The following is a 21,999-nucleotide window of genomic DNA, read 5'->3' on the forward strand; positions in this document are numbered from 1 at the left end:
GTGGTCATGAAGGTGTGGGGATCTTGAGGTATTGCAGTCCGCCGGCGTCGAGCCAGGTCTCGGAAGGTGAGCGGACCAGGCGAAGCAGCACACCCTCGCAGCCGGGACAGCGCAGCACCATCCCCGGACCGTCGAGGTAGGCATGCGTCTGGGCGAGGACCATCTGTTCGCCGCAGCCGCGGCATCGTCCGGAGGCCATGGACATGTCGGTTCCGAACAGAGCCTGCAGGTCGCCTGCGGCGGCATTGCCGTCGAGGAAGCCGGGCGTGAGGGTCATGAACACTCATCTCCCTTGCGTCGTACCGGCCATCGCGCCTCCACCTCCCATTGTGAGCGCCCTGTGGGGCACGGCATCAGCCGCTGGGTCCGAAACGCTCCGTGCGGATCCGGCCGGGATGGTGGCCGAGGGCCACCAGCAGGCCGGCGGCCTTTTCCACGAAGCCGGTGGAACCGCAGACGTAGCAGGTGGCTTCGAAGTCCGGTGGCCATCCCGCGCCGGACAGGTCCGAGGCCGTGACCTGCCCGAGCGGCCGCCGCCAGTCCGGTGGGGCGGAGCGGGTGTAGAGGTACGTCTTGTCCAGACCCGGGTCGTCCGGCCTCAACTCCGGGGCGAACAACTGGTACTCGGGGCTCCGCACGGAGTACACCAACCGGAAGGGCGTCCGGCTGCCGACCGCGCGGCGGGTGCGGATCATCGCCATCAGGGGCACCAGGCCCGAGCCGCCGCCGACCAGCAGGATCGGCTCCGTCTGCTCGGGCCGCCACACGAACCAGCCGCCGATCGGTCCCCGCAGTTCCACCGCGTCACCCACCGCGAGACCCTCCGTCAGATACGGCGAGACCTCGCCGCCGTCGACGCGCTGAACGGTCAGCTCGACGCTCTCGCCGTCGGGTGCGGACGCCAGTGAGTAACTGCGCTGGGTGCTGTAGCCGTCCTCGGCCGTCAGGCGCACATCGACGTGTTGCCCGGCCGCATGGCCCGGCCAGTCGGGCACCTCGAAGACGAGCGTGTGCGCCACCTCCGACTCGACGCGCCGATCGGTCAGGCGTGCCGTCTTCCAGCGCAGCCGGTCGCCTAGTCGCCTTGATACCGCTGCTCCCGCCATGGGTCCCCATAGTTGTGGTAGCCGACGTTCTCCCAGAAGCCGCGTTCTTCCTCGTCGAGCAGCTGGATGCCGTGCACCCACTTGGCGGACTTCCAGAAGTACAGGTGCGGAACCAGCAGCCGGGCGGGGCCGCCGTGCTCCGGCGGGAGCTCCTCGCCGTCGAAGCGGTACGCGATCCACGCCTGCCCGTCGAGGAGGTCCTCCAGGGGCACGTTGGTGGTGTAGTCGCCGTAGGAGTGCACGAGCGCGTAGTCGGCGCCGGTCTCCACGTCCTCCAGGAGGAGGTCCAGGGAGACACCCTGCCACTCCGTCTCGAACTTCGACCACTTGGTGACGCAGTGCAGGTCGACGGTCGGGGTCTGGCTGGGCAACGCCAGGAACTGTGCCCAGCTCCAGCTGTGCCGTGCGCCTGTCTCGGTGCGGATGGTGAATTCCCACGCGTCGAGGTCCACCGCAGGAGTCGGCCCTGCCGACAGGACGGGGAAGCCCGTGGTCTCGTACTGCCCAGGAGGCAGTTTGTGCCGCGCGTCGCGCGCTCGGCCGTGGAATCCGGGTGAAATGATCGGCATACCGCGCCCCCATTCTGCGACGTGGGCGTTTCTCATTCTCCAGGACATCGCGGACCGCGGCATCCCTACCGGTCCCGTGAGCTGTTCAACAAGTCACCAGGCCATATCACCACACCCGTTGACATGACCACCGTCCGGGCCGGTCCCGTTCGGATGGCAGGATGATCGGTATGGACATCCTCAGCAGGAACAACGTCGTGGTGACCGGCCGCCCGGACGGCCCGGTCGTGGTGCTGGCGCACGGTTTCGGCTGTGACCAGAACATGTGGCGCCTCATCGTTCCCGCCCTGGCTGACCACTTTCGGGTAGTTCTTTTCGACTACGTCGGCTCGGGAGGCTCTGACCCGTCCGCCTGGGACGAGGAGCGCTACGCGTCACTGGAGGGCTACGCCCAGGACGTGGTGGACGTCTGCGACGCGCTGGGTCTTCGGCGGGCGGTGTTCGTGGGGCACTCGGTCAGTGCCATGGTCGGCGTGCTGGCCGCCGAGGCGGCGCCGGAGCGGATCGGGGCGCTGGTGATGGTGGCGCCCTCGCCCCGCTACATCGACGACGACGGCTACCGCGGCGGGTTCACCGCCGAGGACATCGACGAGTTGCTGGCGTCGCTGGAGTCGAACTATCTGGGCTGGTCCTCCGCGATGGCCCCGGTCATCATGGGCAACCCCGAGCGACCCGAGCTCGGGCAGGAGCTGACCGACAGCTTCTGCACGACCGACCCGGACATCGCGCGCGTCTTCGCGCGGACCACGTTCCTGTCCGACAGCCGCCAGGACCTGACGGGCGTGCGAGTGCCGACGCTGGTGCTGGAGTGCGCCGAGGACGTCATCGCCCCGCGCGAGGTCGGCGCGTACGTGCACGCGGCGATCCCCTCCTCGAGCCTGGTGACCCTCGACGCCACCGGGCACTGTCCGCAGCTGAGCGCGCCGGGGTCCACCGCCGACGCGATCCTCGACTTCCTCAAGTCCCTGTGATGAGCCGGGCAGGTCAGGACCCCGATGCGTCCGGGACCGGGGACGAGACGGACATCAGCGCGGTGTTCACCTCGCTGATGGAGGACAGCGCCGAGGAACTGTACGAGTCCGCGCCGTGCGGGTATCTGTCGACGCTGATGGACGGCACCATCGCCAAGATCAACACCAGGTTGCTGGACTGGCTCGGCCTGGAACGGAAGGCGGTGGTGGGCCGGCTGCGCTTCACCGACCTGCTGACCGTCGGCGGCAGGCTCTACCACGAGACGCACTTCGCACCCCTGCTCCGGATGCAGGGCGAGATCACCGGTATCGCGCTGGACATGAAGGTCGCCGACGGTGGCCGGCTGCCGGTGCTGGTCTCCTCCGTGACCAAGCAGAGCAGCGAAGGGGAACCGCTGCTGATCCGCACCACCGTCTTCGACGCCACGGACCGCCGCGCCTACGAGGCCGAACTCCTGCGCCGCAAGCAGCAGGCCGAACAGGCGCGGGCCGAGGCCGAGCGGGCGCGGGCGGAGGCGGAAGAAGCACGCCGGCAGGCCGAGGCCGACCGGGCGCGGCTTGCCGACGCGCTGGCCGTGCTGCAACGGTCGTTGCTGCCGACCTCGTTGCCGACCGTGCCCGGCATGGAGACGGCGGTCTACTACCACACCGCCTCCGCCGACCAGCTCGGTGGCGACTTCTACGACCTGTTCCCCATCGACGGCACCCGCTGGGGTTTCTTCCTCGGCGACGTGTGCGGCAAGGGGCCCGAGGCCGCCGCGCTGACGTCGCTGACCCGCTACACGCTGCGCGCCGCCGCTCTGCACGACCCCGAGCCGGCCGCCGCACTGGCCACGCTCAACGCCGTTCTGCACGAGCGGTACACGGCCGGCGGTGACCCCCGCTACTGCACCGCCGTCTTCGGCATCATCGACACCGGCACCGGCACCGGCACCGGCACCGGTACAGGCACCGGCCGCCCCGGGGTGCGCGTCGCCTCGGGCGGCCATCCCCCGGCCCTGGTCCTGCGCTCCACGGGCGAGGTCGAGTTCCTCGCCACTCCAGGCGGCCTGCTCGTCGGTGTCCTGCCCAGCGCGCCGTTCGCCACCGCCGGGACCACGCTCGGGCCGGGCGACACCCTGCTGCTGTACACCGACGGTCTGACCGAGGCACGTACCGGACCCACCCGTGACAGCCTGTACGGCGAAGACGCCCTGCACGCCTTCGCCGCCGCCCACGCTCCCGCCAGTCCCCAGGAAGCCGTCACCGCGCTGACGGGGCTGCTGGACAGCTTCGGCGACGGCCTCGACGACGACACCGCCCTGCTCGCCCTCGGCGTTCCCGCCCCCCGTCCGCATCCCCGACCGGCAACGAGTCACCATTGATGAACCCGCTGAACATCACCGAACGCGCCACCGCCACCGGACCCGTCATAGCGGTCGCCGGCGACCTCGACCACACTCATGCCGTGGCCCTTCGGCAACGAGTCGCATCCCTGGCCCTGCAACCGGGCCAGCGCCTGGTCATCGACCTGGCGGGACTGACGTTCTGCGACTCCAGCGGCATCACCGCCTTTCTCGCCGCCCGCCAGCACGCCGTCGCCGCGGGAGCCGACATCGTCCTGGCGGCCGTCCCCGCCAACACCCTGCGTGTCCTGACCATCGTCGGCCTCGACCAGGTCTTCACCATCCACCCCGACGGCTAGGCTGGATCCGCAAGCCGAGGAGGATGCGATGCACATGGGTGACGGGCGCGCACCTGACCGGTTCCAGCAGGAGGATCTGCTCGGAACCGAGTGGGAGACGCACCGCCCCGCGGTCTTCGGCGTGGCCTACCGGCTGCTGGGCAGTGTGGCCGATGCCGAGGACGTGACCCAGGACGTATGGCTGCGGGCGGCCGGAGCGGATCTGCGCGAGGTCGACGACCTGCGGGCCTGGCTGGTGACGGTGGCGGCGCGGCGGTCGTACGACATCCTCAGGAGTGCTCGCGTGCGCCGGGAGACCTATGTCGGGCCCTGGCTTCCGGAACCACTGCTGACAGGGCCGGACGCGGCCGAGCCGGTCCTCGTCGACGAGTCGGTCAGCTCGGCGATGCTTCTGATCATGGAGGAGCTGAGCCCGCCGGAACGGGTGGCCTTCGTCCTGCACGACGTCTTCGGCCTCGAGTTCGCCGGCATCGCGGAAGTGCTGGACGTCTCCGCACCCGGTGCCCGGCAGCTCGCCTCGCGGGCGCGGCGGCGGGTGGCCAAGGCGAAGGAGTCCGCGCCGCAGGCGCCGAAGGCGGAGCGTGAGCGGGTGCTGGCGGCGTTCCGGGCGGCCTATGAGGCCGGTGATCTCGCCGGTCTGGTCAGGCTCCTGCACCCCGACGCCGTCTTCGTCACCGACGGCGGGGGCAAGGTCTTCGCGGCGCGCAAGCCCATCCACGGCGCTGAGCGGATCGCCGGGGTGATGGTGCGCCTGGTGCGTCAGTGGCGCCCGGACCGCGTCGACGTCGTCGAGGTCGGCGGCGAGCTCGCGCTCGTGTTCCGCCGGGAGGGCCGCGTCCACTCCATCGACACGGCGCAGATCACGGGCGGCCTCATCACGGCGTACCGCAGGGTGCTCAACCCGGAAAAACATGCCTCCGTCCGACCGTCACACCCGGCGGGGCTGCCTCGTCTCCCTGGTGAGAACGCCGCCCGCGATGCGTACCGCGGCGTGGGCCACACCAGTGAAGCGAAGGAACCATGACCGACACCCAGCGCGTGAACATCGGCAAGCAGCACCCCGCCCCCTACAAGACTCTCCTGGCCCTGTCCGCGGAGGTGGAGAGCGCCGCCGCCGCGGCGGGTCTCGACCCGCTTCTGGTCGAGCTGCTGAAGATCCGTGCCTCCCAGATCAACGGCTGCGCCTTCTGCCTGCGGATGCACACGCGCGACGCGCTGAAGAAGGGCGAGAACCCCGACCGGATCGCCGTGCTGCCCGCGTGGGCGGAGACCGGCTACTTCTCCGACACCGACCGCGCGGCCCTGCGGCTGACCGAGTCGATCACGGGCGTGTCCGACGGACAGGTGAGCGACGAGGACTACGACGCCGCCGCGGACGTCCTCACGGCGGAGCAGATCTCGGCGGTGGCCTGGCTTGCGACGGTGATGAACGCCTTCAACCGCGTCGCGGTCACCAGCCGGTACCCCGTCCGGAGCTGACCTCGACACCGTAGGCCTTCGGACCAGGCCGACCGCCCTACCCGCGATACGCCTCCAGCAGGCGCAGCCACACCTCGCTGATCGTCGGGAAGGGCGGAACGGCGTGCCACAGCCGTTCGACCGGTACCTCGCCGACGACCGCGACGGTCGCGGACTGGAGCAGTTCCGCGACGCCGGGTCCCACGAAGGTGACACCGATCACCGTGCCGCGGTCCAGGTCGACCACCATGCGGGCCTTGCCACGGAAGCCCTCCGCGTACTGGACGGCGCCCGCCACGCTCAGGAAGTCGTTGTCCACCACCTGGGTCCGGCGCCCGGCGCGCTCCGCCTCCCGCGCGGTCACGCCGACGTGCGCGACCTCGGGGTCGGAGAAGACCACCTGGGGTACGGCCTCGCTGTCGGCGGTCGTGACGTGGGCGCCCCACTTGGTCTCGTCGAGCGGTTCGCCGTGGACGCGGGCTCCGATCACGGCGCCCGCGATCCTGGCCTGGTACTTGCCCTGGTGCGTCAGAAGGGCGCGGTGGTTGACGTCGCCGACGGCGTAGAGCCAGCCGTCGTCGACGGCGCCGACCCGGCAGGTGTCGTCGGCCTTCAGCCAGTCGCCGGGGCTGAGGCCGATGGTCTCCAGGCCGAGGTCGTGCGTACGGGGCGCGCGGCCGATCGCGAACAGGATCTCGTCGGCGACCAGTTGCTCGCCGTCGGCCAGGATGACGCGGGCCTCGCCGTCGGGTCCGTCCTCCCGCGTGACGGACGTGACGGAGGTCCCGAAGCGGACGTCCACGCCCGCCTCGCGCAGCCCCTCCGCGACCAGCTCCCCGGCGAACGGCTCCCTGCCCGGGAGCAGGACCTCGCCCCGGACCAGCTGGGTCACCTCGGCGCCGAGCGCACGCCAGGCGGTGGCCATCTCGACGGCCACGACGCCACCGCCGACCACGACGAGACGCCCCGGTACGGCGGCGGCGCCGGTGGCCTCGCGGCTGGTCCACACCCGTACCTCGTCCAGACCGGGAAGGTCCGGCAGTGCGGCGCGGGTGCCGGTGCAGACGGCGACCACGTGGCGTGCGGTGAGGCGCACGGTGCCGCCGTCTGGGGAGGTCACCACGACCTGGCGGGGGCCGTCGAGGCGGCCGTGGCCCCGCACGATGTCGACGGAGACCGAGTTCAGCCATGCGACCTGGTCGTCGTCCTGCCAGTGGAAGACGATGTCGTCGCGGTGAGCCAGGACCGCCGGCACGTCCAGCGGCCCCGCCACCACCTTCCTCAGCCCCGGTACGCGGCGCGCGTCCGCACGCGCCAGCACCGGCCGGAGCAGCGCCTTGCTGGGCTCGCACGCCCAGTAGGAACACTCGCCACCGAGCAGCTCGCTCTCCACGATCACTGTGCTGAGCCCGGCCGCCTTGGTCCTGTCGGCCACGTTCTCACCGACGGGACCCGCGCCGATGACGATGACGTCGTAGGTACGGGAGGTGTCGTCCACTGCTGCTCCTGCCTCTGTGTCGCCGCTTTCGCGGCGCCGGTCGGGTCACCGCCCGGGAAGCCGGGTCGTGACTTCCTGGAGCACCCAGCCGTTGCCGTCCGGGTCGCTGAACGAGGCGAACGAGCTGTAGCTCGCGCGCTCGGGCTCGGGGCCGCCGACCCGCCCCTCCTCCCCGGCGTGGTGGAAGACACCGCCGGCGTCGTGGAACACCTCACTCATGTCGGCTCCCCGTTCGAGGAGTTCGGCCCGGGCCGCCTCGATGTCGTCGACGATCAGATGCAGCCCTTCGACCGAGCCCGGCGCCGCGTTCGACACCCGGTTGCCGAAGAGGATCGAGCACTGCGATCCGGGGGGCGTCAGATGCACCACCCGGAAGCCCTCGTCGTCCGAGTGGTCGACGTCCAGACGAAAGCCCAGGCCCTCGTAGAAGGCCTTGGCGCGGTCGACGTCGGAGACGGGCAGTACGACGACTTCGAACTTGAGATCCATCTGGTCATCACCTTCCCTGAGCACCAGCCCGAGCCCGGCAACTCCCCTGCGTCTCCCTGTGGAGGCGCACCACCGCTCCGACTTTCGATGAGCTGCTCGGGAGCGCGAGAGCGATCATCGATCCAGGTCTTGCCGCGACGGATCTCCGCGGCGCGGCGCGCCGGAGCTGCGCGGCCGCCCTTGTCGAGCGCTCGGCCGGAGGCTCCCACGGCGAAGCGCCATTCGCTCGATCAGGCCATTTCGAGCGTAGCAACATGTATCGCCGGGTGCCTTCCGGCGAAGGGCCACCGCGAATGATCCGTGGGCGGACCGGGGCGAAGGTGCCGCCTGTGCGCTCAACCGTCCAGGAGCACGCCCGGGTTGAGGATTCCGCCGGGGTCCAGGGTGCGCTTCACGGCTCGCAGGGCCTGGGCGAAGGGCTCGGGGCGCTGGAGGTCGTACTGGGGGCGGTGGTCACGGCCCACGGCATGGTGGTGGGTGATGGTGGCGCGGTGGCGGTGAAGGACCTCGCCCGCGACGGCCTTCAGGTCGTCCCAGACGGCCACCTCGTCGCCGGGCCGCCCCCCGCAGATCACGGTGAAGTAGGGAGCCGCGCCATCGGGATAGACGTGCGTGAGACGGCAGTTGACGATCGCGGGGTGCCCCGTCGCCTTGTGTGCGGCGGCGCCGACCTCCGTGCGGACGGCGTCGATCAGTGCGGGCAGCCGGTCCCACGTGGTGGCCGTCTCGAAGGTCTCCGTGACGGCGCCCATCCGCGCGAGCCCGTCCCGCAGGTAGGGCATGCGCAGGAAGGCGGAGCGCCAGGCGCCGACCGCCCCGTCGGTGGATGCGCCCCGGCCGGAGGCGTCCGCCTCGGTCCGGCCGCCGTGGGCGCGGGCCGCCTCCACGGCCTCGGCGAGGCGGTCTTCCACGGGGCCGGTAGACGACTCGAAACCGAGGACCAGCACGGCGGAGCCGTCCCGGGCCGCGCCGGAGAGAGCGGCCTCGCCGGCGTCGAGCAGCCGGCAGTTGGCGGGCGCGAGGTCGGACTGGGCGAGGGCGCGCACCGCGGGGAGCGCGGCGTGGAAGTCGGTGAAGGACACCGAGGCGGAGGCCTTGTGCCGGGGGCGTTCCTGCACCCGCATCCACGCCTCGGTGATCACGCCCAGGGTGCCCTCGGACCCGAGGAACAGACGGTCCGGCGAGGGGCCCGCTCCAGATGCGGGAAGCCGCCAGGAGGTGCTGGTGCCGGCGGGGGTGACCACGCGGAGGGACTGCGTGAAGTCGTCGATGTGGGTCCGGCCGGTGGCGTAGTGCCCGCCCGCCCGGGTGGCCAGCCAGCCGCCGAGGGTGGAGAACTCGAAACTCTGCGGGAAGTGGCGCAACGTCAGCCCGTGCGGCCGGAGTTGGTTTTCCAGCCCGGGGCCGAGGACGCCCGCCTGGACACGAGCGGCGCGGCTGTGGGTGTCGATCTCCAGGACCCGGTCCATGGCGGTCAGGTCCAGCGACAGCACCGCGCGGTGGACCTCGCCCCGGTACTCCACGCCGCCGACGACCGACGAGCCGCCGCCGTAGGGGACGACGGCCACCTGCCGCTCACCGGCCCACTCCAGCAGGTCGGCCACGTCCTGGTCACGGGCCGGACGGGCGACCAGGTCGGGGATCCGGCCCGGCCGGCCACGCAGGGCGCGCGCGACGTCGCGGTAGGCCTTGCCCATGGCGTGGGCGGCGCGCACCTCGGGGTCGTACGTCACCAAGTGCGTGAGACTGCGCGGCGCTTCGGCGGTGGGGCTGCCGATGTGCAGGTCGGCCACCTCGGGCAGGGGCAGGGGCCGCGCCAGGGTGCCGGGCACGAGGGCGCTCAGCGCGACGCATTCGGCGTCGTCAGGGTGGGCGTCGGCCCACCCCCATCCCCACCAGGAGCGGTTCCGGGGGGTGCGCGCCGCGTTCTCGGACATGGGGCTCCTTCATCGAACTTACCTGAAGGTAAATTACCTAGTGGTAAATTTCTCCCATGGCAACCCCCTCACCCCGGGCGGGCACCAAAGGCGTTCCACGGGCCCGGCGCGAGCAGCAGATCCTCGCCGCGGCCACGGAGGAGTTCGGCCGCCGTGGTTACGAGGGCACCTCGCTCGCGGCGGTCGCGGCTCGCGTCGGTGTCACCAAGACGCTGCTGCACCAGTACTTCGGGGCCAAGCAGGACCTGTACCTCGCCTGCCTGGTCCCGGTCGGCGACCGGATCCTGTCGGCCATCCGCGCCGCCATGGAGGACACGACCGGCGCGCGCGTCCCCGAGCGGGCGGTCACCGGTGTGCGCAGCCCCGGGCCCGAGGCTGCCGCGGACAAGAGCGGCGAGTCCGCGCCGCCGACACCGCTGCGGGTCCTGCACGGCCTCTTCACCGCGCTGGAGGGACAACGGGAGGCATGGTTCGTCCTCTACGACACCTCCCTGCCGGCCGACAGCGAGGCCGCCCGCCGCGCGCGGCGCTACCGGGCCGCCGTCGACGCGTGTGCGGCACGTGGCACCGCCGACGTCCTGCTGGCGGCCGATTCCTTCGACGCGCTGGACGCCGATGCCCTGCGCCACGCCTGGCAGGGCGTGGCCACGGCGCTTGTCCGCTGGTGGATCACCCATCCCGAGGAGTCCGTGGAGGCGATGACGGAGCGCTGCGCCCGCCTGTTCGCAGCGGCTCGGGACGCTCTCGGTACGCCTGATTGATCGCTCGCGTGCCAGGCCGCCGCTCAGCATCGTGAGCACGATGAGCGACAAGCCCGAGCGATGGACCGGCGCGACTGGATTCGCCCGGAGGACCCGGAACCGAAGCTGTACGGCGCCCGGGACGCCGGCTTCGAGGGCGCCGTGGCGGAACAGGCGCTGGTGGAGGGCGCGTTCGCCGACCTCGCTCGCGAACAGGCGGCGACCGACGCGGCGTTGCTCGAGTACGCGGATCTGGGCACGCGGGTGGGCAAGGACGGTACGGCGGTGCGTGAGCTGTGGGTTCACCGCATCGAGGAGTACGCCCGCCACTGTGGGCACGGCGATCTGCTGCGCGAGTGCGTGGACGGCCGGGTGGGCCAGCAGGCGACCGGCAGCACACGCACCACCGGGCGCCGCCCGACGACCGGCGGCGCCACACCGCTCACGCCTCCTCCGGCACCGGCCGCCGCAACAGATAGGCGGCGGCAGACGATACGAGTACGGCCATGCAGCCGATGAACACCAGCCCCGCGCCCTCCAGGCCGATCGGTCCCGTCAGTGCCCCCACGCCGATCACCGGCACCGAGATGCCCGCGTAGGCCACCACGAACAGCGTGGAGATCACCGCCGCGTGCCGGTCCGCCGGAGACGCGTGGGACACCGAGGCCAGCGCCGCGCGGAACGTCAGCCCCTGCCCGGCTCCGCCGACGAGCGCGCTCAGCACCACCAGCGCCAACAGGTCCCAGTACAGCGCTCCCGCGAGCAGCGCCAGTCCGGCGAGGAGTCCGGCGCAGCCCAGCGGCAGTGATCGCCGCACCCCGATCGGGCCGACGGCCAGTTGCCCGCCCGTCGAGGCGAAGAAGGCCAGTGCGACGACCAGCCCGCTCACGGCGTGATTCTGCATGTCCAGGGACTCGGCCAGGAACGCGGGGCTGACCGACGTGAAGACCCCGAACAGCGCGAACCCCACGAACGAGGCGGTGGCCGCGGGCCCGAACACCGCCCGTACCTGCGCGGGCAGAGCGGGCCTATGGGGCCGTACCGTCCTCAGCGGCATCCGTTCCCGTACGGTCTCCGGAAGGCGCAGCAGGACGGCGACCGAGGCGGCCACCAGCGCGAGGTGCACGACGAACGGCAGGTAGAGGGGCCAGGCGGCGTACTCCGCCAGCACTCCGGCGAGCAGCGGGCCGCAGCCCAGCCCGCCCATGTTGGCCGCCGTCGCCACGAACGTGGCGCGTGAGGCGCCGCCGTGCGGTGCCAGCTCCATCACGTACGCCGTGGCGGCCCCGGTGAACAGCCCCGCCGACACTCCCGACAGCAACCGTCCCGCATACAGCCAGCCCAGTTCCGTGGCGCACAGGAAGCACACGGCGCTCGCCGCCGCGAATCCCAGACCCCACAGCACGACGACACGTCGGCCCACGGCGTCCGAGGCGTTGCCCACCAGCAGCAGTACGCCGATGACCCCGAAGGCGTACACGGCGTACACGACGGTCACCGTGAACTCGGAGAACCCGAACTTCTCCTGATAGAGGGGATACAAGGGGGTCGGCAGCGTGGTGCCGGCCATGCACACGGCGAACACCGCCCCAGCGAGCACACACTCACGCCATCCTCGGCGAACGCCGTCCATGTCGCCGACGGTAACTGCCCGGACACCGGAACCGTCCGCACGGCACGCCCTCCCGACGCCAAGTCATGGTCATGCCCACAGGCGGGCATCACGCGTTGCCGGGCCCGGGGGCGCCGGGCTGCGGTCCGTTCGGGGGCGGCCGACAATGGTGAGCGGGTCGCCTGTCCACCCGTCCAAGACACCGCGGCGCCGCCCGAGAGGAGCGTGCTCATGCGCGCTGAGTCTTCGCCGGCCGCGCGCAGAGCAGCTTTCATCGCGGTCGCCGTGATCATCAGCGCCTTCTCGGAGGCCGTACGTCACCGGCTCGCGCTCCTCCTCGGTGCGCCACCGCTCGGCCCGCACACGCGCCATGACGGGCGTCTGCCATGAAGGGCGGAACGGAGCGGACGGAGATCCTGCGCCGCTCGGTGCGGGTGTCGCTCTCCGCCGCCGCCGGCTTCTACCCCTTCCTGTACGGGCTCGACGACCCGGTCGTGGCGCTGTACGCGCTGTTCGCGCCGATCTCCCTCGGTCTGCTGTCCTCGATCCCCGGATCCGGGCGGCAGCGCGCCGAGGTGATGCTCAAGGCGCTGCCGGTGGGCCTGCTGCTGGTGGCCCTGGGGACCGTGCTGGCGGTGCAGACCTGGGCGGCGGTGGTCGGGATGCTCGTCGTGGGCTTCCTGCTCGCCTTCGCCGCGATCGCGGGGCCCCGGCCGGCCGGAGCGGCGCCAGGGCTCCAGCTCTTCTACATCCTGGCCTGCTTCCCGCCGTACGAACCCGAGACCCTGTGGCTACGGCTGGCCGGGCTCACCTATGGCGTGGTGGTGCTGGCGCTGTGCGAGCTGTTCCTGCTGCCGCAGCCCCCCGTACCGACCTACCGGGAGACACTCGCGCGCGCCCTCGTGACGGCGGGCGACACCATCGTCGGACGCGGCCACCTCTCCCCCACCGAACTGCGGGACGCCGGCGCGCGGCTGCGGCTGTCCGACGCCCCGCCGGCGGAACGCCCCGCCGGCCCGGGTCGCGCCGCCCGCGGCCTGGCCCAGGCGGGGTCCGCCACGCGCCGGCTGCTCGAACAACTGGCCCATCTGACCGAGTCAGGCGAACTGCGCCCGCTCGTCCGGGACGGCACCGGTGCGGCTGCGGACCCTGATGCGGATGTCGACGGCAAGGACGGCGAGGACCGTTGTGACGTGGCGTCCGGGTCGCTGCTGCCACAGGTGGCGACCTTGTGCCACGAGACGGCCGCGGCCTTGCGGACCGGCCGGGCCGCCCCCGGCTCGCAGCGGATGAAAGCGGCGATCGACGGCTTCCAGCAACTGCGCATCCGGCAGGTGACGGAGCCGGCGTGCGAGGTCCCGCCGGTGCCGGTGCTGCGCCGGCAGGCGGCACTGCTGGCGGTCGCCGAGTCCGTCCGGGTCCTGGAGATCTCCGTACGGGTCGCCCTCGACGGGCGGCGTACCCCGCCCATCGAGCCACGGGAGCTGTTCTGGTACGCGCAGTCCTCCACCCCCTGCCTGTGGTCGCGCCGGATCGTCGGCAACATGACGCTGCGCTCGGTGCAGTTCCAGAACGCCCTGCGCATCGCCGTGGCACTCGCCGCCGCACGGCTCGTCGCCGGTTCCCTCGACCTGACGCACGGCTTCTGGGTACTGCTGGCGGTACTCACGCTGAGCCGCACCACCGTCGGAGAGACCTGGACCGCCATCCGCAAGGCCGTCGCGGGCAATCTCGTCGGCGCTGTCGCGGCGGGCGCGCTGCTCATCGGCCTCGGCCAGCACACCGAGGCCTACGCCGCGCTCCTCGCGCCGGGCATGCTCATCGCCTTCGCGCTCGGGCCGCTGTTCGGGATCGCCTGGGCCCAGGGGCTGTTCACCCTCGTGGTGGCGACCGCGTTCGCCCAGATCGCCCCCGCGACCTGGCACATCGCCGCGGCCCGGATCGTGGACGTCGTGACCGGCAGCGCCATCGGACTGCTGTGCGCCATGCTGGCCTGGCCGTCCGGAGCCCGCCGGGAAGTACTCCGGACCATGGCCGGGCTGCTGCGGGAATGCGGCCCGCTGATCAAAGGCACCGTCGCGACGCTGACCGCCGTACCACCGGGCTCAACCCCTGCTCCACCGACGCTCCCCACCCTGCACCGGCTGCGCCTCGCCGAGTCCGCCTACGCCCAGTACCGCAGCGAGCCGCGGGGCAGCACGCCCGCCCACGCCGACTGGCACGCCGTACTCATCACCGCCCACCACATCCTGCTCGGCGCCCAGTGGCTCCCTCGCGTCGACCTGCCCGCCACGGCCTTGCCCGCAGACGCCGCCGACCAGGCACGGGCCGGCGCCCGCGCACTGGCGAACACCACCGACCGGCTCGCCGCCCTGTGCGCCGGCGACCTGTCCGAGGGGGAGCGGGGCGGGCCGTCCGCCCCGGAGCCGGGAACGGTGGTCTCCCCGCTCGACGCGGCCTGGTCGACCCGGACCGGACCGGAGGCGGACGGGGCGCAGCCACCCCCCAAGTGGCCGGACGACGACCGGTCCGCCTCATCTGGGCCGAGACCCGCTCTCTGCGAGCCGGACGAGACGCGGCCGGCGCCCCCGCACCCGGACCGGACCCCGATGCCCGCGCTGGTCGACCTCGACGTCTGGCTGCGCAGCGTCACCGCTCAGCTCACCCGCATCGAGGACAACCTGCCCGAGACGGTCCGCCAGGCGGAACGCCGCACGACAGCTGCGGGCGTCCCCGGATCCGCGTCCCGCCCCGGCGGGGACAGACGTTAGGGCGCGCGCGGTGACCAGCCGGAGTCCGCACGCCGCGCTGCGGCCACCGTCGCCGCGCCACGGATGGGTGTGGTGGCTGCCGCTGGTCGCGGTGATGATCGACATGGTCGCCGAACTCCTCGTCCACGGGCGCGAACCGGTGAGCTTCATGCTCATCGCCGTCCCCCCGCTGGCCGCGGCGACGCGCGGGCCGCGGGGCACGGCGCTGTCGGCTGTGGTGTGTCTGGGCCTGGAGATGTGGATGGCCGCTCGGCGTCCCGGCCACTTCGACGAGCAGCACCACATTGCCATGTATGTCGCCACGTTCCTGATCGGCATCGCGAGCGTCGCGCTGTCCTGGCAGCGGGAGCAGACGCGGCAACACCTCATCCGGGCCGGCTCCGTCGCCGAGACCATGCAGCGCACCCTGCTGCGCCCCGTACCGCCCCGGCTGGGCCACCTGCGGGCCGCCGCCTTCTACGAGGCCGGCGAGGGCGGCACGCTCGTGGGTGGGGCTCTGTACGACGTGTGCGAGACGCCCTTCGCAGTGCGGGCCGTCATCGGCGACGTCCGCGGCAAGGGGCTGAACGCCGTCCAGACCGTCGCGGCCGTACGGGGCAGTTTTCGTGACGGCGCTGGTCCTGGAGTTCCCGCCCGAGCTCAGGGTGCCCGGCGCCTGACGACCGCGCCCGCGCCCGCGCTGCCACTGTCGATCGTGTCCTTCCTGCGCACCGACTCCCGGCACTGGTCGACCCAGTCGACAACGACGACCGCGCCGCCCTCGCCTTCACCCGCGACGCCACGCCCCCTTTCCGTCTCCCTGACAGACGCGCCCCTGAAGCCCTTGACCATGTCAGTCTTATTACGCAACTCTACTGCCAAGGGTGCCTTGGCGATGAGGAGGCGGACGCGGTGGAGTGGACGGGTGCGCGGTATGCGGACACGCCGACGGTGGAGGTGACGACCTGGGTCGACGCCCCGCCGGAGCGCGTGTGGGAGCTGGTGTCGGACGTGGGGCGCATGCCCGGGGCGAGCGCGGAGCTGCAATCGGTGGAGTGGGTCGACGGAGCCGTCGGGCCGGGAGTGGGAGCCCGGTTCCTGGGACGCAGCGCGCATCCGGAACTCGGGGAGTGGGAGACGGTTTCGACCGTCATCGAATGCGAACGGCCAAAGGTGTTCGCGTGGGCGGTGGTCGATCCGGAGAACCCCACGGCCGTCTGGCGGTTCCGGCTGACGCCGAGGGACGACGGGACCGAGCTGTCGCAGTGGGTGCAGATGGGGCCGGCCCCATCGGGGCTGTCCCTCGCGATCGAGGCCATGCCGGACAAGGAGCAGAAGATCGTGTTCGTGCGCATGCGGGAGTTCGAGCGCAACATGACCGCCACGCTCGAACACATCAAGCAATGGGCGGAGGCGTGATGCGCACGGCGACGACGGTCGAGGCGTCGAGCTTCGGCACCTGGTCCGCACAGGCCGACTTCGTCGTCGAGGCCGAGAAACTCGGTCTCGACATCTGCTGGGTCGCCGAGGCCTGGGGATCCGACGCCCCGTCCGCCCTCGGCTTCTACGCGGCCCGCACCGAACGGCTGCTGCTCGGCTCCGGGATCATGCAGGTGGGCACGCGCACCCCGGTCTCCCTCGCGCAGACGGCTATCACCCTGTCCAACCTCTCCGGCGGACGCTTCCTGCTGGGACTCGGCCCCTCCGGCCCCCAGGTGATGGAGGGCCTGCACGGCGTACCGTTCGCCCGCCCCCTGGCGCGCGTCCGGGAGACCGTGGAGATCGTGCGGCAGGCGATCGCGGGCGGCAAGATCGCGCACACGGGCTCGGAGTTCCAGATCCCGCTCCCCGGCGGGGAAGCCGTTCCCATGCGGCTCTCCGTGCGGGCCGAGCACCCCGTCCCCCTCTATCTGGCGGCCCTGTCACCGGCCATGCTGAAGCTCACCGGGCAGGTCGCGGACGGCTGGCTCGGCACCAGCTTCGTCCCCGAGGGCGCGGCGGACGCCTACTTCGCCCCGCTCGAAGAAGGCCTGACCGCCGCCGGGCGCAGGCGCGCCGACTTCGACGTGTGCCAGGGCGCGGAGGTCTCCTTCGCGGCGGACGAGGAGGCGCTCGGCGCCATGATCGCCGACCGCAAGAAGGAGCTCGCCTTCAGCCTGGGCGGCATGGGATCGGCGTCGACCAACTTCTACAACCGGGCCTACAGCCGACAGGGTTGGGCCGAGGTGGCGGCGGAGGTACGGGAGCGCTGGCAGGCAGGTGACCGCGACGGCGCGGCCGCCCTCGTCACCGACGAGATGGTGCTGGCCACCACGCTCATCGGCACCGAGGAGATGGTCCGGAAGCGGCTGCGCGTATGGCGCGACACCGGGGTCGACACGGTCCGCCTGTATCCGGCGGGCGCGACCCTCCAGGCCCGGCTCGACACGCTGGGCAGGGCGATCGAGCTGGTCCGTGAACTCGACAGCGAGGCCTGAAACCCACGCCGATCCGATGTCTCGGTGCCAGGCCCGGCACCCCGCCCAAGGGCCACCCGGCACCGAGGCCGCGGCCCCCTCGCCCCTCCCGTCACCCCTCCAGGTCGAGACCGAAGCGAGCCCGCACATCGGGCCGCTTCAGCAGGCGGGCCGGGTAGCCGGGCCCGGTGGTCACGGCCACGTCCGCGTGCCGCAGCGGCTCGCCGCAGGAGGAGCACACCACCTGGGGCCGGGTGTCGTGGTCGCAGGTGGTGTGGTGCATGACCACGGGGACGCCTTCCTCGCCGGCCAGCCAGCGGTCACCCCAGGCGCTGATCGCGGCCAGGACGCCGAAGAAGTCGCGGCCCTTCTCCGTCAGCCGGTACTCGTGGCGGACCGGCTCGGTCTGGTAGACGCGGCGCTCCAGGAGCCCCGCGTCCTCCAGCCGCCGCAACCGATCGGCGAGGGTGTTGCGGGCGATCCCCAGCGAGCCGATGAAGCCGTCGAAGCGTGACTCGCCGTAGAAGACCTCCCGCAGGACGAGCATCGTCCAGCCGTCGCCCAGGATGTCCACCGTACGAGCGATCGAGCAGGGCCAGCCATCGAAGGACGTCCGTCTCATACCTTCGACCATAACAGTCTCATGATGAGATGCGGTGGTCCCGGCAGCTCGCAGGAAATGCCCCGGGCGAGGCCCTCCGCGCTCAGCGAGGCTTCTTCAGGGTGACCTTCCCGGCCTTCTTGGTGAACAGGGCACCACCGACGCTCATCGAGACCAGCAGGGTGTACTTTCCGGCCGGGACACCGGAGACGTCGATTCCTCCGGTCCCCGTCGTGAAGTATCCGAAGTCGTAGTTCCCGAGGTCTCCGGCCGGCTTGTGCGGCCGTACGACGTCGGGGTTCTTCTTCACGCCCAGAGGGAAGGAGTGGCATTCCTGCCTCCCCTGGAGTACGAGGTAGTAGAAGGCATGCGCGTCACGGTCGGCATTCCTTCCGGGCAGGAAGAGAACCCCCTCCGCGTGGATCTTCTGGTCGCGCTCCTCCGCCTTCCCGGCGGAGAAGCACACCCCGGCGGAATCGATTCCCACGATGCTCCGCTTGACCAGCTTGAGACCGCCCTTGCCGCCCCGGAAGAGAAGCTCCGAGTCACCGCAGGCCTGACGTCGGTCGACCGCGTTCTGTGAGATCAGCCGCGTCCGCCGCTCGATCCCCTCGTCCTCGCTCGTGATGCAGACGGAGACGTCGTACGTACCCTGCGGGAGACCGGTGAAGGCCAGCTCGCCCTGAGAGGCGAAACCGCCCATGGCGTACTCGCAGAAGTACTCGTCGAAGTAGTCCCGGTAGAGCCTGATCTCCTTGGTCGACTCCAGTGGGTACGTCCAGGTCTCGCCGTCCTTCTCCAGGACGAGCTGCTTGGTCTCGACCGCCGGACCGTCGGGCGACACGCCCGGCAGGAAGGCGTGCCCCTTCAGCTGCAGACACCCGTCCGCGAACTCGGCACTCCGGAGAGTGGCCAGTGCGGTGTCGCGTTCCCGGAGCCCGGCGAGGTGCTCGGCGGCCGCCTCCGGGTCCTCGGAATCGGTCCCGATCCGGACCTCGCCCCACCGGGGAGCGGCGCCCTCGGTCAGGGAGTACACGATGCTCAGGATGGACGGCAGCGCCTGCCGGACCACCTCGTCGTGCCGTCGTACCGTCGGCGATTCCACGAAGAGGAAGTTGAAGTTCTCGTATTCCCGCAGGGCGGGGAGGTAGTGCTCGACTTCCTGCTCGTACTGATAGTCGCCGGGAGAGGAGACCACATATATGTTGCGCTTGAGGTCCGACCTCTGCGCGAGGACGTCCTTCATGACGGCGTCCATCGTCGCGACGTTCTCTTCGGACTGCCCCTCGCCGAGGACGGCGTCTCCGAGCTGCCCGTGGCCCTTGGAGTAGCTGCCGAGGAAGTACTGCGGCGTCGAGGCCACGATGTTCTTGTAGTCGTACTTCAGGCCGTAGTAGAGCGCGGCACTTCCGCCCTTGGAGGCGCCCAGGAGCGTCACCTCGTCCCGGGTCACCCGCAGTCGCCGCATGTGGTCCTCGATGAGGGCCTGTATGGAATCCGTGACGCTGAAGTCCATATTCCTCGCCACGTAGTACGAGGCCCCACCGTCGAAGTGGTCACGGATCCTGAGGATGTTGCACTTGACGCTCTCCAGCGCGTTGCCGAAGCCGTACTTGCTGCCCACGGACGAGAACACGACCAGCAGATGTGGGTGGTCGCCCTGGGCCGGGCGGAACTGGAACTCGACCGGCCACTTCCCGTGCACCTCCACGCTCTCCCTGTAGGCGCGGTTCCTTTGGGTGGCGTAGTTGGGCGACAGCGGAGGCAGGGCGTTCTTCATGGCGGTATGCGGACTCTCTGGCCAGGTGTTCGGATGGGCTGCGCTCCGGCGGAGTATACGGAGTGTCCATCTGATGGTCGGCCAGAAGTAGGCAACGGTCACCGCGACGTGCTCCGCCGACGGCCGGCGTCAGACATCTCGGCGCTCCAGAGGCCAACCCCCTGGTGGCCACAGCGGCTCGGTGTCACCCGAAAGGCCCTCCGGCGACCATCACCGCCGGCGGAGGATCTCGTCCGCGGCGTGCGCGGCGGCAAGGTCGCCGACCGGATCCCGGCGCGGGCCGTGCGCGAGGCAGATGCGCTCGCGCCGGCGCACCGGGACGCCGGCCCGGGTATCCGCATCGCGCCGGCCTGCCGACCCCGGAGCCCGCTCTCGATCATGTTCCCGCGTGGCACCGCATGCCTCCGACCGGCGCCGCTCCCCCGCGCCGTGCCCGTGATTCGTGAGACGCGCCGCTCCGGTTCTCACATATAAGCGCACAAAACAGGTCTTATACATTCATGCAGAAATTTACGCGGCGCACCTTGCTCGGTGCCTCGATCGTGGCCGCCGGATCGGGAACTCTGGCCGCCTGCTCCGGGCCCGGCGCACCTTCCGAAGGCGGAGCCACCGGCCAAAGGGGCGCCAGGCACAGTGCCGGCAACTTCATCCCCAAGGGACCCAAGGGATACGTCAACCCGTCCGATCCCGAGGTCCTGGCCGCCGAGAAGAAGCGCGGGTCCGGGCCCGTCCGCAAGTTCAAGCTCACCGCCACCGAGGCGTCCATCGACCTGGGCGGCCGGACCGTCCGAACATGGGCGTACGGCGACTCGCTGCCCGGGAAGGAGGTCCGGATCACGGCAGGCGACGTACTCGACCTCACGCTCGCCAACCATCTGCGCGAGGCGACGACGCTGCACTCGCACGGTATTCGGATGCGCTGCGACATGGACGGCGTACCGGGTCTGACGCAGCGTTCCATCAACCCCGGCGAGGACTTCACCTACCGCTTCGCGGTGGGGCACCCCGGCACCTACTGGCTGCACTCGCACTCGGGCATGCAGCTCGACCGCGGTCTGTACGCACCGCTGATCGTCGAGGACCCCAAGGAGCCGCTGTCCTACGACAAGGAGTGGGTCATCGTCCTGGACGACTGGGTGGACGGCGTGTCCGGGTCCACCCCGGACCGCGTGCTCGGCCAGTTGCGGGGCGGCGAGGCCTCGCCGATGGACATGGGCGAGGGCGCGCACGGCCCGAACAGCGCCAAGTCCGGCGGTCCGCGGGAGTCGGCCTCAGCCAGGGCCGCCGGCCCCGACCGCGTCCTGCGCGATTCGTACAGCCGCGTCCTGGAGAGCATGGGAGGCAACGTCGACTACCCGCACTACCTGATCAACGGCCGCCTCCCGGGGGCTCCTTCGGTCTACAAGGCCCGCCCCGGGGACCGCATCCGGCTGCGCATCATCAACGCGGGAGGCGACACCGCCTTCCGGGTGGCGCTCGGCGGTCACGAGATGACGGTGACCCACACGGACGGCTACCCGGTCGAGCACACGAGGACGGAAGCGCTGCTGCTCGGCATGGCAGAGCGCTACGACGTGATGATCACCGCCGGCGACGGGGTGTTCCCGCTGGTCGCGATCGCCGAGGGCAAGGGCGCGAGGGCGATGGCGGTACTGCGCACCAGCAGCGGTTCCATCCCCCCGCCCACCGCGCACCCGGACGAGCTCGACGGCATGCTCGTGCCCGCCAGGCGCCTCGTGCCGCACGAGTCCGTCGCCCTCAGCGACGACGAGCCGGACCGCGAGATGCGCATCAAGCTGACCGGCGGGATGGAGAACTTCGACTGGGGCTTCGACCACGAGCCCTACTCCATCGAGAAGCGCATCCCGATCCGCGAAGGCGAACGTGTCCGTCTGAGCCTCATCAACGCCACCGACATGTGGCACCCGGTGCACCTGCACGGCCACACGTTCGCCCTCACCGGCATCGACGCGGTCGGGGCCCGCAAGGACACCGCGCATGTGCTGCCCCACCGGAAGCTCGTCATCGACTTCTACGCCGACAACCCCGGCCTGTGGATGCTGCACTGCCACAACCAGTACCACTCCGAATCCGGCATGATGACCATCCTCGGCTACCGGAAGTGACGAGCTCCCGTGCGCGGGACATGAGCCCTCGGTGGCTCCCGACCTCGGGCCCCGGCCGCGTGCCGGGACCCGGCCGGGGCAGCCGCCCTCCGGCTCGCCCGCCGTGTGATCCCCACGCCGGTCCGTAGCCCACCCGGGTCCTCCTGAGCCGCTTGGACGCAGTCGCGGCGGTGCGGCACATCGGCGCCGCCCACCTGACGAGCCATGTCGCTGACCGTCGAA

At 71.2% G+C, this 21,999-nt stretch carries 21 protein-coding genes and 1 pseudogene; 13 read left to right on the forward strand and 9 right to left on the reverse strand.

Going from position 1 to position 21,999, the window contains the following annotated elements:
* Positions 1–4 precede the first annotated feature (4 nt).
* The 3 genes from ACFV6X_RS17920 to ACFV6X_RS17930 form a co-directional block, all read right to left on the reverse strand.
* Entirely contained in the window at positions 5–277 is a 273-nt protein-coding gene (locus ACFV6X_RS17920; protein WP_365446725.1) for a DUF6510 family protein, read from the reverse strand.
* 76 nt (positions 278–353) lie between these two features.
* Positions 354–1,106, reverse strand: a complete 753-nt coding sequence (locus ACFV6X_RS17925) for a ferredoxin reductase (RefSeq protein WP_385384286.1) — start codon at positions 1,104–1,106, stop codon at positions 354–356.
* Positions 1,076–1,675: a sulfite oxidase-like oxidoreductase gene (locus ACFV6X_RS17930; protein WP_385384289.1), complete on the reverse strand. Its 600-nt coding sequence runs from the start codon at positions 1,673–1,675 to the stop codon at positions 1,076–1,078. Before ACFV6X_RS17930 ends, ACFV6X_RS17925 begins: the two co-directional genes overlap by 31 nt.
* 170 nt (positions 1,676–1,845) lie before the next feature.
* On the opposite strand from ACFV6X_RS17930, the gene ACFV6X_RS17935 reads away from it, so the two are divergent.
* The 5 genes from ACFV6X_RS17935 to ACFV6X_RS17955 are packed head-to-tail and all read left to right on the forward strand — an operon-like array spanning position 1,846 to position 5,809.
* Entirely contained in the window at positions 1,846–2,646 is an 801-nt protein-coding gene (locus ACFV6X_RS17935; protein WP_385384292.1) for an alpha/beta fold hydrolase, read from the forward strand.
* The gene (locus tag ACFV6X_RS17940) at positions 2,646–4,010 is read left to right on the forward strand and encodes a PP2C family protein-serine/threonine phosphatase (protein WP_385384295.1); all 1,365 of its coding nucleotides are present in this window, start codon (positions 2,646–2,648) and stop codon (positions 4,008–4,010) included. Before ACFV6X_RS17935 ends, ACFV6X_RS17940 begins: the two co-directional genes overlap by 1 nt.
* Complete coding sequence (locus tag ACFV6X_RS17945; protein ID WP_385384298.1) at positions 4,010–4,330, forward strand: STAS domain-containing protein; 321 nt, start codon at positions 4,010–4,012, stop codon at positions 4,328–4,330. Before ACFV6X_RS17940 ends, ACFV6X_RS17945 begins: the two co-directional genes overlap by 1 nt.
* Before the next feature lie 34 nt (positions 4,331–4,364).
* Positions 4,365–5,354, forward strand: coding sequence for an RNA polymerase sigma factor SigJ (sigJ, locus tag ACFV6X_RS17950; protein ID WP_385384494.1), 990 nt, complete (start codon positions 4,365–4,367; stop codon positions 5,352–5,354).
* Positions 5,351–5,809 carry a carboxymuconolactone decarboxylase family protein gene (locus ACFV6X_RS17955; RefSeq protein ID WP_385384300.1) on the forward strand — a complete coding sequence of 153 codons (459 nt, stop codon included), beginning with the start codon at positions 5,351–5,353 and terminating at the stop codon, positions 5,807–5,809. Before sigJ ends, ACFV6X_RS17955 begins: the two co-directional genes overlap by 4 nt.
* Before the next feature lie 37 nt (positions 5,810–5,846).
* Here the strand turns inward: ACFV6X_RS17955 and ACFV6X_RS17960 are convergent, their stop codons facing one another.
* From ACFV6X_RS17960 to ACFV6X_RS17970, 3 genes are all read right to left on the reverse strand, one after another.
* A complete protein-coding gene (locus tag ACFV6X_RS17960; RefSeq protein ID WP_385384303.1) occupies positions 5,847–7,286 on the reverse strand; it encodes a dihydrolipoyl dehydrogenase family protein in 1,440 nt (479 codons plus the stop codon).
* Positions 7,287–7,331: 45 nt separating this feature from the next.
* Positions 7,332–7,775 (reverse strand): VOC family protein, encoded by a 444-nt coding sequence (locus ACFV6X_RS17965; protein ID WP_385384306.1) that lies wholly within the window; start codon positions 7,773–7,775, stop codon positions 7,332–7,334.
* Positions 7,776–8,110: 335 nt separating this feature from the next.
* Entirely contained in the window at positions 8,111–9,712 is a 1,602-nt protein-coding gene (locus ACFV6X_RS17970; RefSeq protein ID WP_385384309.1) for an FAD-binding oxidoreductase, read from the reverse strand.
* A gap of 56 nt (positions 9,713–9,768) precedes the next feature.
* Here ACFV6X_RS17970 and ACFV6X_RS17975 point away from each other — a divergent pair, with 56 nt between their 5' ends.
* Positions 9,769–10,473 carry a TetR/AcrR family transcriptional regulator gene (locus ACFV6X_RS17975; RefSeq protein WP_385384312.1) on the forward strand — a complete coding sequence of 235 codons (705 nt, stop codon included), beginning with the start codon at positions 9,769–9,771 and terminating at the stop codon, positions 10,471–10,473.
* A gap of 63 nt (positions 10,474–10,536) precedes the next feature.
* A pseudogene (locus ACFV6X_RS17980) lies at positions 10,537–10,833 on the forward strand (DUF664 domain-containing protein); the annotation flags it as partial.
* A gap of 61 nt (positions 10,834–10,894) precedes the next feature.
* Here the strand turns inward: ACFV6X_RS17980 and ACFV6X_RS17985 are convergent.
* Positions 10,895–12,085, reverse strand: a complete 1,191-nt coding sequence (locus ACFV6X_RS17985) for an MFS transporter (RefSeq protein WP_385384315.1) — start codon at positions 12,083–12,085, stop codon at positions 10,895–10,897.
* 210 nt (positions 12,086–12,295) lie between these two features.
* Here ACFV6X_RS17985 and ACFV6X_RS17990 point away from each other — a divergent pair, with 210 nt between their 5' ends.
* The 5 genes from ACFV6X_RS17990 to ACFV6X_RS18010 are packed head-to-tail and all read left to right on the forward strand — an operon-like array spanning position 12,296 to position 17,291.
* Positions 12,296–12,454, forward strand: coding sequence for a hypothetical protein (locus ACFV6X_RS17990; RefSeq protein WP_385384318.1), 159 nt, complete (start codon positions 12,296–12,298; stop codon positions 12,452–12,454).
* Positions 12,451–14,835 (forward strand): FUSC family protein, encoded by a 2,385-nt coding sequence (locus tag ACFV6X_RS17995; RefSeq protein WP_385384321.1) that lies wholly within the window; start codon positions 12,451–12,453, stop codon positions 14,833–14,835. Before ACFV6X_RS17990 ends, ACFV6X_RS17995 begins: the two co-directional genes overlap by 4 nt.
* Before the next feature lie 10 nt (positions 14,836–14,845).
* Positions 14,846–15,775 (forward strand): hypothetical protein, encoded by a 930-nt coding sequence (locus tag ACFV6X_RS18000; protein ID WP_385384324.1) that lies wholly within the window; start codon positions 14,846–14,848, stop codon positions 15,773–15,775.
* Positions 15,727–16,233 carry an SRPBCC family protein gene (locus ACFV6X_RS18005; RefSeq protein ID WP_385384327.1) on the forward strand — a complete coding sequence of 169 codons (507 nt, stop codon included), beginning with the start codon at positions 15,727–15,729 and terminating at the stop codon, positions 16,231–16,233. Before ACFV6X_RS18000 ends, ACFV6X_RS18005 begins: the two co-directional genes overlap by 49 nt.
* Positions 16,233–17,291, forward strand: coding sequence for an LLM class flavin-dependent oxidoreductase (locus ACFV6X_RS18010; protein ID WP_385384330.1), 1,059 nt, complete (start codon positions 16,233–16,235; stop codon positions 17,289–17,291). Before ACFV6X_RS18005 ends, ACFV6X_RS18010 begins: the two co-directional genes overlap by 1 nt.
* Positions 17,292–17,382: 91 nt before the next feature.
* Here the strand turns inward: ACFV6X_RS18010 and ACFV6X_RS18015 are convergent, their stop codons facing one another.
* Both ACFV6X_RS18015 and ACFV6X_RS18020 read right to left on the reverse strand, forming a co-directional pair.
* Positions 17,383–17,892 (reverse strand): winged helix-turn-helix transcriptional regulator, encoded by a 510-nt coding sequence (locus tag ACFV6X_RS18015; protein WP_385384333.1) that lies wholly within the window; start codon positions 17,890–17,892, stop codon positions 17,383–17,385.
* A gap of 82 nt (positions 17,893–17,974) precedes the next feature.
* Complete coding sequence (locus ACFV6X_RS18020; protein ID WP_385384336.1) at positions 17,975–19,651, reverse strand: accessory Sec system protein Asp2; 1,677 nt, start codon at positions 19,649–19,651, stop codon at positions 17,975–17,977.
* 500 nt (positions 19,652–20,151) lie between these two features.
* On the opposite strand from ACFV6X_RS18020, the gene ACFV6X_RS18025 reads away from it, so the two are divergent.
* On the forward strand, positions 20,152–21,777 hold the full coding sequence (locus ACFV6X_RS18025) for a multicopper oxidase family protein (protein WP_385384339.1): 1,626 nt from the start codon (positions 20,152–20,154) through the stop codon (positions 21,775–21,777).
* The last annotated feature ends 222 nt before the right edge of the window (positions 21,778–21,999 follow it).

This window comes from Streptomyces sp. NPDC059861 (assembly GCF_042731435.1).
In the GTDB taxonomy this organism is placed as follows: Bacteria; Actinomycetota; Actinomycetes; order Streptomycetales; family Streptomycetaceae; genus Streptomyces.

Bases quoted from the DNA above. Each gene is read 5' to 3' on its own strand.
- ACFV6X_RS17920 (WP_365446725.1), bottom strand. From the start codon at position 277: ATGACCCTCACGCCCGGCTTCCTCGACGGCAATGCCGCCGCAGGCGAC.
- ACFV6X_RS17925 (WP_385384286.1), bottom strand. From the start codon at position 1,106: ATGGCGGGAGCAGCGGTATCAAGGCGACTAGGCGACCGGCTGCGCTGG.
- ACFV6X_RS17930 (WP_385384289.1), bottom strand. From the start codon at position 1,675: ATGCCGATCATTTCACCCGGATTCCACGGCCGAGCGCGCGACGCGCGG.
- ACFV6X_RS17935 (WP_385384292.1), top strand. From the start codon at position 1,846: ATGGACATCCTCAGCAGGAACAACGTCGTGGTGACCGGCCGCCCGGAC.
- ACFV6X_RS17940 (WP_385384295.1), top strand. From the start codon at position 2,646: ATGAGCCGGGCAGGTCAGGACCCCGATGCGTCCGGGACCGGGGACGAG.
- ACFV6X_RS17945 (WP_385384298.1), top strand. From the start codon at position 4,010: ATGAACCCGCTGAACATCACCGAACGCGCCACCGCCACCGGACCCGTC.
- sigJ (WP_385384494.1), top strand. From the start codon at position 4,365: ATGGGTGACGGGCGCGCACCTGACCGGTTCCAGCAGGAGGATCTGCTC.
- ACFV6X_RS17955 (WP_385384300.1), top strand. From the start codon at position 5,351: ATGACCGACACCCAGCGCGTGAACATCGGCAAGCAGCACCCCGCCCCC.
- ACFV6X_RS17965 (WP_385384306.1), bottom strand. From the start codon at position 7,775: ATGGATCTCAAGTTCGAAGTCGTCGTACTGCCCGTCTCCGACGTCGAC.
- ACFV6X_RS17970 (WP_385384309.1), bottom strand. From the start codon at position 9,712: ATGTCCGAGAACGCGGCGCGCACCCCCCGGAACCGCTCCTGGTGGGGA.
- ACFV6X_RS17975 (WP_385384312.1), top strand. From the start codon at position 9,769: ATGGCAACCCCCTCACCCCGGGCGGGCACCAAAGGCGTTCCACGGGCC.
- ACFV6X_RS17985 (WP_385384315.1), bottom strand. From the start codon at position 12,085: ATGGACGGCGTTCGCCGAGGATGGCGTGAGTGTGTGCTCGCTGGGGCG.
- ACFV6X_RS17990 (WP_385384318.1), top strand. From the start codon at position 12,296: ATGCGCGCTGAGTCTTCGCCGGCCGCGCGCAGAGCAGCTTTCATCGCG.
- ACFV6X_RS17995 (WP_385384321.1), top strand. From the start codon at position 12,451: ATGAAGGGCGGAACGGAGCGGACGGAGATCCTGCGCCGCTCGGTGCGG.
- ACFV6X_RS18010 (WP_385384330.1), top strand. From the start codon at position 16,233: ATGCGCACGGCGACGACGGTCGAGGCGTCGAGCTTCGGCACCTGGTCC.
- ACFV6X_RS18015 (WP_385384333.1), bottom strand. From the start codon at position 17,892: ATGAGACGGACGTCCTTCGATGGCTGGCCCTGCTCGATCGCTCGTACG.
- ACFV6X_RS18020 (WP_385384336.1), bottom strand. From the start codon at position 19,651: ATGAAGAACGCCCTGCCTCCGCTGTCGCCCAACTACGCCACCCAAAGG.
- ACFV6X_RS18025 (WP_385384339.1), top strand. From the start codon at position 20,152: ATGCAGAAATTTACGCGGCGCACCTTGCTCGGTGCCTCGATCGTGGCC.